10 protein-coding genes are annotated in these 11,103 nt (G+C 64.5%); 8 read left to right on the plus strand and 2 right to left on the minus strand.

Going from position 1 to position 11,103, the window contains the following annotated elements:
* The 3 genes from ybgF to ftsH all read left to right on the plus strand — a co-directional run.
* Positions 1 to 278: tol-pal system protein YbgF (gene ybgF / locus EN780_RS17760; RefSeq protein ID WP_128274856.1), on the plus strand; the 278-nt coding region annotated here is incomplete at its 5' end.
* 55 nt (positions 279 to 333) lie between these two features.
* Positions 334 to 1,734 carry a tRNA lysidine(34) synthetase TilS gene (gene tilS / locus EN780_RS17765; RefSeq protein ID WP_128274862.1) on the plus strand — a complete coding sequence of 467 codons (1,401 nt, stop codon included), beginning with the start codon at positions 334 to 336 and terminating at the stop codon, positions 1,732 to 1,734.
* 125 nt (positions 1,735 to 1,859) lie between these two features.
* Positions 1,860 to 3,794, plus strand: coding sequence for an ATP-dependent zinc metalloprotease FtsH (gene ftsH, locus EN780_RS17770; protein ID WP_127311644.1), 1,935 nt, complete (start codon positions 1,860 to 1,862; stop codon positions 3,792 to 3,794).
* Between the two features lie 383 nt (positions 3,795 to 4,177).
* Here ftsH and EN780_RS17775 read toward each other — a convergent pair whose 3' ends face one another.
* Entirely contained in the window at positions 4,178 to 4,636 is a 459-nt protein-coding gene (locus EN780_RS17775; RefSeq protein ID WP_128274857.1) for a hypothetical protein, read from the minus strand.
* A 233-nt stretch (positions 4,637 to 4,869) separates the two neighbouring features.
* Here EN780_RS17775 and EN780_RS38850 point away from each other — a divergent pair, with 233 nt between their 5' ends.
* Positions 4,870 to 5,034, plus strand: coding sequence for a hypothetical protein (locus EN780_RS38850; RefSeq protein ID WP_189556597.1), 165 nt, complete (start codon positions 4,870 to 4,872; stop codon positions 5,032 to 5,034).
* Positions 5,035 to 5,252: 218 nt separating this feature from the next.
* On the opposite strand, the gene EN780_RS17785 is transcribed toward EN780_RS38850, so the two are convergent.
* Positions 5,253 to 6,272 (minus strand): hypothetical protein, encoded by a 1,020-nt coding sequence (locus tag EN780_RS17785; protein ID WP_128274858.1) that lies wholly within the window; start codon positions 6,270 to 6,272, stop codon positions 5,253 to 5,255.
* Between the two features lie 370 nt (positions 6,273 to 6,642).
* Here EN780_RS17785 and glmM point away from each other — a divergent pair, with 370 nt between their 5' ends.
* The 4 genes from glmM to EN780_RS17805 all read left to right on the plus strand — a co-directional run.
* A complete protein-coding gene (gene glmM, locus EN780_RS17790) occupies positions 6,643 to 7,995 on the plus strand; it encodes a phosphoglucosamine mutase (protein WP_128274859.1) in 1,353 nt (450 codons plus the stop codon).
* A gap of 235 nt (positions 7,996 to 8,230) precedes the next feature.
* Positions 8,231 to 9,082, plus strand: coding sequence for an outer membrane protein (locus EN780_RS17795; RefSeq protein WP_128274860.1), 852 nt, complete (start codon positions 8,231 to 8,233; stop codon positions 9,080 to 9,082).
* Between the two features lie 205 nt (positions 9,083 to 9,287).
* Positions 9,288 to 10,157, plus strand: a complete 870-nt coding sequence (locus EN780_RS17800) for an outer membrane beta-barrel protein (RefSeq protein WP_127393486.1) — start codon at positions 9,288 to 9,290, stop codon at positions 10,155 to 10,157.
* A 197-nt stretch (positions 10,158 to 10,354) separates the two neighbouring features.
* Positions 10,355 to 11,103, plus strand: a 749-nt coding sequence (locus tag EN780_RS17805; RefSeq protein WP_128274861.1) for a phosphoserine transaminase, incomplete at its 3' end; no start/stop codon positions are given.

An 11,103-nucleotide genomic window follows, 5' to 3' on the forward strand; every position in this document is an offset into this window, starting at 1 on the left:
ATACAAAGGCGGCGGACGCGCATTACTGGCTGGGTGAGTCGCTGCTCGGGCAGCAGAAATATCGCGACGCGGCCGAGGTCTTCCTCGCCGCCAGCAAGGACTACCCGAAGGCCAAGAAGGCGCCCGACATGCTCCTGAAGCTCGGTGTGTCGCTGGTCGGGCTGAAGCAGAACGACGTCGCCTGCGCCACCTTCGGCGAGATCGGCAAGCGCTACCCCGATATCTCCAGCGCGCTTAAGGAGCGGGTCAAGCAGGAACGGGCGCTCGCGGCGTGCTAGCTCCTTTGCATGTCGTCGTCCCCAAGCCGGGACCAATTTTGGACGACATGCGGTGATGCTCGACACCGAGCCTGACCTTTCGGAACGGCTTTTTTCTGATATCGATTTTTCTGACGGCGCCGTTGCAGCCGTGTCCGGCGGCAGCGACTCGACCGCCCTTCTCATCCTCCTCAAGACCCATCTCGACCGCGTCGCGCCGGCCACGAGGCTACTGGCGGTGACAATCGACCACGATCTGCGGCAAGGCTCGGCGGCGGAAGCGCGCGAGGTGGCCAGGCTCTGCGCCGAGCGCGGCATCGCGCACCGCAGCCTCGTCTGGTCGGGCAAGAAGCCGTCGTCCGGCCTGCCCGCCGCCGCGCGCGAGGCGCGCTACCGGCTGCTGGCCGAGGCGGCGCAAGCGGACGGCATTGGCCTCATCCTCACCGGCCACACCGCCGACGACCAGGCCGAAACGGTGCTCATGCGGCAAGCGCGTGAACAAGGGGGCCGTGAAGAGGCGCGACGCGAAAGGGAGATCGGCGACGAGGGCGGGCGCGGCGTTGCCGGAATGGCGCCGGCCACGCTTTACGACTGGCAACACTGGATCGTCAGGCCGCTGCTCGGCACGCGGCGCGCGGCGCTGCGCGAAGTGTTGCGCCGCCAGAGCATCGCCTGGGCCGAGGACCCGACCAATCTCGATCGGCATTTCGAGCGGCCGCGCGTCAGGGCCACCCTTGCCGGCGACGACGGCGCGCGGCGGTTCGCGCAGGCGATGGCGTCGGCTGGGCAAGCCGCCGCCAGCCGTGAAGAGCTTGGCCGGCGCGCAGCCCTGCTGATCCGCGATCTTGCCAGCATGCCGGCCCAGGGCCTCGTTCGCCTTGATCCGGCCTTCGCCGCGCTCGGCGACATTGAAAGTGCTGTCTATGCCTTGCGCATCCTGCTCGCGACGATCGGCGGCGTTTCCTTCCTGCCGGACGCGGCCCGCAGCCAGGCGCTGTTCGAGCGACTTCGGGCCGGATCGCTTTGCGCCACATTGTCGCGGACGGTGCTCGATGCACGGCGTTCCGGCATCTTCCTGCGCCGGGAGTCACGCGGTTTGCCAGAGCTGGCGCCGGCCGCCAGCGAGGGCCTCTGGGATGGTCGGCGGCGGATCACATTGGCCGACAGGGAAAGCCGATTGTTGATCGGGCCGCTGGGCACGGCGGCCGCGGCAAAGCGGACCGTCGCCGAGGACGGCACGCCGCCGAGCCTTGCACGTGCAGCCCTTGCCGCCGAGCCCGCGCTGTGGCGCGAGGCTGAATGCTATAGCTTTCCAGGCGAGGCCGGGGTGCCGCCGCAGGTCGGGATCGCTCCGGTCGTGGCGCCGTTCGCGCGTTTCCTGCCGTCCTTCGATCTTGCGCCCGCCGCCGCCGTGGCCCGGCTGATCGGCGCGCCGCCGCTCCCGGCCTTGCCTTTCCACGGCCACAGTGCCGGCTGATGGTTGGGCGAAAGCTTAACCCACACGTGCTGTTATGCTTGGCAAGGGGAGGCGCTCTCCCTATGTTAGGCCCAAGCTTCCTCTGATCATGCGTGTCCGTCCGCGGACGCCCAACGGGACAATAGATGAATCCGAATTATCGCAACCTCGCGCTCTGGGCGATCATAGCGGTCCTGCTCATCGCCCTGTTCAACCTGTTCCAGACGCCGCAGACGCGTGGCGCCTCGAGCGAGGTCGCCTATTCGCAGTTCCTGCAGGATGTCGCGGCTGGACGGGTCAAGACGGTGACCATCGCCGGTGCCCGCATTTCCGGCACCTACACCGACAGTTCGACCGGCTTCCAGACCTATTCGCCTGGCGATCCGTCGCTGGTGTCGCGGTTGCAGGACAAGAACGTCACCATCAACGCCCGGCCTGAATCCGACGGTTCCAACTCGCTGTTCGGCTACCTGATCTCGTGGCTGCCGATGATCCTGATCCTTGGCGTCTGGATATTCTTCATGCGCCAGATGCAGTCCGGCTCCGGACGCGCCATGGGCTTCGGCAAGTCGAAGGCCAAGCTTCTGACCGAGGCGCACGGCCGCGTCACCTTCCAGGACGTCGCCGGCGTCGACGAGGCCAAGGAAGACCTGGAAGAGATCGTCGAGTTCCTGCGCGACCCGCAGAAGTTCCAGCGCCTCGGCGGCAAGATCCCGCGCGGCGTTCTGCTCGTCGGCCCTCCCGGCACCGGCAAGACGCTGCTTGCCCGCTCGGTCGCCGGCGAGGCCAACGTGCCGTTCTTCACCATCTCCGGCTCGGACTTCGTCGAGATGTTCGTCGGCGTCGGCGCATCCCGCGTCCGCGACATGTTCGACCAGGCCAAGAAGAACGCGCCCTGCATCATCTTCATCGACGAAATCGACGCTGTCGGCCGCCATCGCGGCGCAGGGCTGGGCGGCGGCAATGACGAGCGCGAGCAGACGCTGAATCAGCTGCTGGTCGAGATGGACGGCTTCGAGTCCAACGAAAGCATCATCCTGATCGCCGCCACCAACCGGCCCGACGTGCTCGATCCGGCGCTCCTGAGGCCCGGCCGCTTCGACCGCCAGGTGGTGGTGCCGAACCCCGACATCGTCGGCCGCGAGAAGATCCTCAAGGTGCATGTGCGCAACGTGCCGCTGGCGCCCAATGTCGACCTCAAGGTGATCGCGCGGGGCACGCCCGGCTTCTCCGGTGCCGACCTGATGAACCTCGTCAACGAATCCGCGCTGATGGCGGCGCGGCGCAACAAGCGCCTCGTCACCATGGCCGAGTTCGAGGACGCCAAGGACAAGATCATGATGGGCGCGGAGCGCCGCTCGTCGGCGATGACGCAGGCCGAGAAGGAGCTGACCGCCTATCACGAGGCCGGCCATGCCATCCTGGCGCTCAACGTGCCGACAGCCGACCCGCTGCACAAGGCGACGATCATCCCGCGCGGCCGCGCGCTGGGCATGGTCATGCAGCTGCCGGAAGGCGATCGCTATTCGATGAGCTACAAGTACATGGTCTCGCGCCTCGCCATCATGATGGGCGGCCGTGTCGCCGAGGAGTTCAAGTTCGGCAAGGAGAACATCACCTCCGGTGCCTCCTCCGACATCGAACAGGCGACCAAGCTGGCGCGCGCCATGGTCACGCGCTGGGGCTTCTCCGACAAGCTCGGCCATGTCGCCTATGGCGACAACCAGGAAGAGGTCTTCCTCGGCCATTCGGTGGCGCGCACGCAGAACATCTCGGAAGAGACGGCGCAGATCATCGACGCCGAGGTGCGCCGGCTGATCGACGACGCCTATTCGACGGCCAAGGCCATCCTGACCAAGAAGAAGAAGGAATGGATCGCGCTGGCGCAAGGGCTGCTCGAATACGAGACGCTGACCGGCGAAGAGATCAAGCAGCTGATCGCAGGCCACAAGCCGGCCCGCGACCTCGGCGACGACACGCCGCCCAGCCGCGGCTCGGCCGTACCGAAGGCCGGCACCGGCGGCCGCCGCAAGAAGGGCCCGGAGCCCGAAGGCGGCATGGAGCCGCAGCCGCAGGGCTAGAGCAATTCCAGGAAAAGTGTGTAACGGTTTTCCGTCCGGAATTGCGTCGAAACAAATAGTTAGCGCGGTTCGGCGATTCCATGAAACGCTGAACCGCTCTAGGTCGAGATCAGAGCGCTTCGCCGTTTCAGGTAACGCAGAAGCGCTCTGTTCTTTGGTTTGACCTCTCCGACAGCTTCACGCGACGCGTTGTGAATCGGGAGACGCGCCGGATGTACGTTGAAGCGTCATCCTCGGGCCTGTCCCGAGGACCTGCCAACGCAACCGGGTTGGCGATTTCCAACTCCCGTCGCCCAGATGTCGCCAGACAGCAGATCCTCGGGACAGGCCCGAGGATGACGGCCTGGCGGCTGTGGAATCGCTTTATCCGCCGTATCCGATTTTTATGATTCAGCTTTCAGCCGCGCATTGCACAGGCTGTAATAGCCGCCGCCCTTCTGGATCCAACGAAGGCCGTTCAACGTACCTGCCTCCTTGTTGCCGTGGTACCCCTGCAGGCAGGTCTTCATCCGCGCCTTCGCGGGCTTTTCGGTCTTGAACTCGGCGGCCAGCGTGGTCGGGAATGTCACGCCCGCCGGCGCTACGGTGGGCGCGGCCGCCGCGCTGGTTTCCTTTTTCGGCTGCGGCTCGGTTTTGACCGTATCCGTGCTGACACTCTCCGGAGCAGGCATCGCACATTTCTCCTTGCGGAAAGCGGCCCAGTCCATGCCGTTCAGAGTGCCGCCTTCCTTGGCTGCGCGATAGGTCTCTCCGCATTCCTTCATCGTCAGTGCGCTTGCAGGGGCGACGCCCCACGCAACCAATGCCGTCACAGCCAATACGGCCAATTTCAAACTAGACATAAGACCCTCCAGGTTGCTAACGAGATCGATGTCTTTTTGTATACTGTTTGTTCTGTATATGTTCAATCAGAATTTTTGCGAGCGACTATAAAGATGGCGGTGGAAGTGTGGGCGGGGTGACGATGCCGATCGCTCCCGCGAGATGCAGATGCGAGCAGGGCCGGCACCGGCGGCCGCCGCAAGAAGGGTCCGGAGCCGGAAGGCTGCATGGAGCCCCAGCCGCAGGGGCGAGGATGAGCGAATACCTGCCAAAAACGCCGCGGCTGGTCGGTGGCGTTTTTGCTTTTGATCCGCTCTCTTTTCAAAAGTCGGCGCTGCCCCTCATCGCCCTGCCGGGCACTTCTCCCCGTATAGTGACGGGGAGAAGGGGCTGGCCGCAACCTCGTCGCCTTTCCTGAAACGTTAGCGATTGGCGAGACCGGCGATGAGAGCGCCCCTCTCCCCGTCACTATACGGGGAGAGGATGCCGGCAGGCAGGTGAGGGGCAGCGCCAACGCCTGAGGAATATCCGCTGGCCAGCTCAAATGCGGCGTACTCGCTCAAACACCCCCAACAAAGAAAAAGGCCCGCGAACCTTACGGTTCGCGGGCCTTCATCAACCGTAAATGAAGCGAAATCAGCTCTTCAGCTTGGCATTGCACAGGCTGTAGAAGCCGCCGCCCTTCTGGATCCACCTGAGCCCATTCAGCGTGTTGGCGTCCTTGTTGGCGTAGTAGAGCTCGAGGCAGGTGTGCATGCGGCCCTTGCCCGGCGTCTCGCTGGCATACTTCTTGGAGATCGCCGTCGGGAACTTCACGCCCTTGGGAGCGGCAACGGTGGGCTTCTCGGGCTCGCTGGTGTAGGTCGCCTCGGTCGGAGCCGGCACCGTGTCGTCGTCGTCCGCGGCAGCGCCGCACTCTGCCTTGCGGAAGTCGTTCCACTTCATGCCGTTGAGCTTGTTGGCGGTCTTGGCCGCCTGATACTTGGCGCTGCAATCGGCCATGCTGAGGCCCTTGCCGCCTTCAGCGGTGGCGGCCTTGGTGGTTGCCTTGGCGGGTTCCGCCGCGGCGGTGGCGCCGGGGCCGCATTCGGCCTTGCGGAAGTCGTTCCACTTCATGCCGTTCAGCGTGCCGGCAGCCTTGGCTGCCTGGTATTTGGCGCTGCATTCCTTGGCGGTCAGGCCCTTGGCGGTTTCCTCAGTCGCGGCCGCCGCCTTGGTGGTCTTGGCGGGCTTGGCGTCGGCAGCGGCGGCGGTGGCACCGGCGCCGCACTCGGTCTTGCGGAAGTCGTTCCACTTCATGCCGTTCAGCGTGCCGGCAGCCTTGGCGGCCTGGTATTTGGTGCTGCATTCCTTGGCGGTCAGGCCCTTGGCCGCGTTGTCGTCGGCGGCAGCGGCGGCCTTGGTGTCGGTCTTGGCCGCATCGCTCGCCTTCGCCGTCTTGTTGGCGGCTTTGGTCTCGGCGGTCGTTGCCGCCGCGTCGGTGCCGCATTCAGCCTTGCGGAACTGGTTCCATGTCTGGCCGTTAAGTGTTCCGGCGTCCTTGGCCGCGTTATACTTGGTGCTACACTCGGCCATGGTCAGCGCATTGGCCGGCGCCGCCAGGAACAGGGTTGCGACGGCTAATCCCGTCAAGGTTGCAAGTCGGTGGATGAGCATGGCGTTTTCTCCGTTGCTGCCGCCCATAGGTTGTCCCTTTGCGAAACCAATAGCCCTCAACGCCCGCCCGCGCCAGATGCCAGCGGCGCGGACACCCTCACAAACTGTGTTCCTCCCGATAAGGTGATGGAATCCTTGCGATACGATGCCCTTGAGCAAGGTCCGGCGCGCGATTTTGAACCCAATGGAGCTGCAACGCCTGGTCGTTCCCGCAAGAAGGACCGCCATGATAGACTGTCGAATCACTTGCACGGCCCGCAACAATGATTTTCTAAGGAATGGTAATATATAATCACGAAATGTGATGTTCGGGTGCGGCTCAATTGTGGCAATACGAGCGGCTGAAAAACCGACGGGGATCAGGGAACGCATGGCAGGGCAGTATTTCGGCACCGACGGTATTCGCGGACGCGCCAACAAGTTTCCGATGACGGCGGAAGTCGCCATGAGGGTCGGCATGGCCGCCGGCCTTTCGTTCCAGCGCGGCAGCCATCGCCACCGTGTCGTGCTCGGCAAGGACACCCGGCTTTCCGGCTACATGATCGAAAACGCCATGGTCTCGGGCCTGTGCGCCGCCGGCATGGACGTGTTCCTGCTCGGTCCCATCCCGACGCCGGCCGTCGCCATGCTGGTGCGCTCGCTGCGCGCCGATATCGGGGTGATGATCTCGGCCTCGCACAACCCCTACTACGACAATGGCATCAAGCTGTTCGGCCCTGACGGCTACAAGCTCTCCGACGAGATCGAGGAGCGCATCGAGGGCATGCTGGACAAGGACATCGATCTGGCGCTTGCCGATTCCGACGGGCTGGGCCGCGCCAAGCGCGTCGACGGCGTGCACGACCGCTATATCGAATTCGCCAAGCGCACGCTGCCGCGCTCGATGTCGCTGTCGGGCCTGAGGATCGTCGTCGACTGCGCCAACGGCGCCGCCTACAAGGTGGCGCCCGAGGCGCTGTGGGAACTCGGCGCCGAGGTCGTGGCCATCAATGTCGAACCCAATGGCTTCAACATCAACAAGGAATGCGGCTCGACCCATCCGGCAGGCCTGCAGAAGAAGGTGCATGAGGTGCGCGCCGATATCGGCATTGCGCTCGACGGCGACGCCGACCGGGTGGTGATCGTCGACGAGAACGGCACCATCGTCGATGGCGATCAGATCATGGCGCTGATCGCCGAGTCCTGGCACCAGAGCGGGCGGCTGGCCGGCGGCGGCGTCGTTTCGACGGTAATGTCCAATCTCGGCCTGGAACGCTTCCTCGGCGACATGAAACTGCAACTGCACCGCACCAAGGTCGGCGACCGCTATGTCGTCGAGCACATGCGCGCGCATGGGCTGAATGTCGGCGGCGAGCAGTCGGGCCACATCGTGCTCTCCGATTTCTCGACCACGGGCGACGGGCTGGTCTCGGCGCTGCAGGTGCTGGCCTGTATCAAGCGGCGGAACCGGCCGGTCAGCGAGCTGTCGAAGAAGTTCGAGCCGGTGCCGCAACTCCTGAAGAATGTCCGCATCGCCGGCGGCAAGCCGCTCGAGGAAGCGCCGGTCAAGGCGGCGATCGAGGAGGCGCGCAACCGGCTCGGCAAGGCCGGGCGCCTGGTCATCCGCCCCTCCGGCACCGAGCCGCTGATCCGCGTCATGGCCGAGGGCGACGACCCGCAGCTGGTCGAGGCTGTCGTCAACGATCTCGTCGGCATCATTTCGGAAACCCGCAGCGCCGCCTGATCCGAGCGCGCACGGCCCGCCGAATTCGCAAAGCCCGCCATCCGGCGGGCTTTTTTGCGCAATCGCCTCGGCAAGGCCGGGCCGGCCGGGCGAGCAGTTCGCTCTAAAATTGTATAGATTCGTAGTTAATCGGTACGGTTAAACGGCTTTTAACCTTTGCAATTCATTATCCACACCCGAGGTCAATCGCATTCGGGCGGATTCGTTGTTCCGAGGCTTCTTAGGGGTGACAAGCATGTTCAATACAGCAAGAATGGCACTGTTTGCCGCGCTGTTCGCGGGGGTGGCCGGACCGGCGCTTGCCGCCGATCTCGCGGAACCGCCAGTGGTCGAAGCGGCGCCGCCGCCGGTCACCTACGAGCAGCCCGTCGACGTCGGCGGCTGGTATATTCGCGGCGACATCGATTATCACTGGTCGCGTTTCGGCGGCGGCGACTATATCACCTATGGCGCGGCACCGCAGATCCCCGGCAGCTTCGACAGCGGCAAGCTGAAGGGCGCCTTCTCCGCCGGCGCCGGCGTCGGCTACCAGATCAACCAGCACTTCCGCACCGATCTGACGGGCGACTGGATGTTCGGCTCGAAGTTCCGCGGCTCGACCAGCGGCTTCTGTAACACGCCCGCTCCTGGCACGCCTTGCGTGTCGACCGACACCTCGTCCTATTCGGCGCTGCTGCTCCTGGCCAATGCCTATGTCGATATCGGCACCTGGCACGGCTTCACGCCCTATGTCGGCGCCGGTATCGGCGGTGCCTGGGTGAAGTGGGACACGCTGCACAACAGCGACGCCGACGGCGATTTCTTCCATCGCGGCGGCAAGGGCTGGCGCTTCGCCTATGCCCTTATGGCCGGCACGTCCTACTGCCTGACCGACCGCGTCAAGCTGGACGTCGGCTATCGCTACAGCCACATCAACGGCGGCAAGATGTTCGACTACGAGGCGACCAGCAACGTCGGCCCGGGCTACGACCGCGGCATCGACGTGCACGAAGTGCGCGGCGGCCTGCGCTACCAGTTCGGCAGGTCCGACTGCGCCCCGCCGCCGGAGCCTTATGGTCCGGAGCCGGAGCCGATCTACACCAAGTAAGCGCCTGAATATTCGAGAAGTTCCTCAGCCGCCCGACCTTGCCGGGCGGTTTTTCGTTTGCAAGAAAAGTCAGGTCGAAAGCTCTTCGAAATCAATTCGCTAACGCTCTGTTATCCTTAACCGGCACTTAACCACTATGGTTAACAATGCTCCTTGAAAAACGGTGCTGCGCTTGCGGCGCGCGCCAAGTTCGGGAGCCGGGGACATGGTATTCAAATCGCGTATTGCGCTGGCGCTGGCCGCCATCGTGCTGATGCCGGTGACGCAGGCGCTGCCGGCCGACTACGATCCGCCGATCTATGTCGACCAGGCGCCGGACTACGTGCCGGTCGAGGTCGGCTCGGGATGGTATCTGCGCGGCGATATCGGCTACGCGTTCAGCCATCCGTTCGAGCATCAGATCTCGGCGAGCGGAGCGACCAGCTTCACCAACGACAGCAGCCTGTTCACGGGCAGCATCGGCATGGGCTACCACCTCAATGACTTCCTCAGGGTCGAACTCAATGGCGGCATCCTGCCGACCAACAAGTTCGGCGACCACGCAGTGGTGCCGGACGGCTGCGCCGGCCACACCAATACGGTGACGATCGGGCCCGGCGGCGTCATCATCATCGGCACGGCCCCGGATACGGAAGACTGCGTGGCCACGAACCGCGCCACCAACAAGGGCTACAGCGTGATGGCCAATGGCTATGTCGACCTCGGCACCTATGTCGGCATCACGCCCTATGTCGGCGGCGGCATCGGCGTCGCCTACAACAAGTATTTCAAGACCCAGGGCGAGCGCAATTGCGTCGAGATCGCGCCGGATTCGTCGGGCGGCGGCGGCTTCACCTGCGATGATCCGGCGGGTTACCAGGGATCGGAGGATTCCGAAGCAAAATTCAACCTCGCCTATTCGATCGGCGCCGGGTTCTCCTATCAGGTGAGCAAGAACCTCTCGGTCGATCTCGGCTACGAGTACTTCTCGGTGCCGAGCGCCAAATACGTGGCCTTTGACAGCGGCGCCTTCAACATCCACAAGGGTATCGACTACCAGACGGTCAAGCTCGGGCTGCGCTACGATCTCTGGTAGGTCCGCCGGGGCAGGATTCTTGACGGCGGATCCGCGGATCCGCCGTTTGCTTTTGCGGGCCGCTGCTTGCCGACTCAGCGCGAGTATCCCGCCAGCGACAAAAACTTTCCTCTTGACGCCGGAAGCCTGAACGCATATCGCCGTCCGTGGGCCACCCCTCCCCAACGAGGGGCCACTATCTGGAAGGATAGACCACGATGACGACGCTTACGAAGCCCGGACTCCGTCCGGCAAATCCCAATTTCTCCTCAGGTCCCTGCGCAAAACGTCCCGGCTGGTCGGTCGAGGCGCTGAAAGCTGCCGCGCTCGGGCGCTCGCACCGCGCCAAGATCGGCAAGAGCAAGCTCGAACAGGCGATCGAGCTAACGCGCGACATCCTCAAGGTTCCGGCCGACTACCGCATCGGCATTGTGCCGGCGTCCGACACCGGCGCGGTCGAGATGGCGCTTTGGTCGCTGCTCGGCGAGCGTGGCGTCGACATGGTCGCCTGGGAAAGCTTCGGCTCGGGCTGGGTCACCGACGTGGTCAAGCAGCTCAAGCTCGCCGACGTGCGCAAGTTCGAGGCCGGCTATGGCGCGCTGCCGGATCTGGCCGGCCTCGATTTCGACCGCGACGTGGTCTTCACCTGGAACGGCACGACGTCTGGCGTTCGGGTGCCGAACGGCGATTTCATTCCCGCCGATCGCAAGGGTCTGACCATCTGCGACGCGACCTCGGCGGCTTTCGCGCAAACGCTCGATTTCGCCAAGCTCGACGTCGTCACATTCTCCTGGCAGAAAGTGCTGGGCGGCGAGGGCGCGCACGGCATGCTGATCCTGTCGCCGCGCGCCGTCGAGCGGCTGGAGACCTACAAGCCTTCGTGGCCGCTGCCGAAGATCTTCCGCCTCACCTCGGGCGGCAAGCTGATCGAGGGCATCTTCAAGGGCGAGACCATCAACACGCCGTC

This window comes from Mesorhizobium sp. M4B.F.Ca.ET.089.01.1.1, from assembly GCF_004022605.1.
Classification (GTDB): domain Bacteria; phylum Pseudomonadota; class Alphaproteobacteria; order Rhizobiales; family Rhizobiaceae; genus Mesorhizobium; species Mesorhizobium abyssinicae.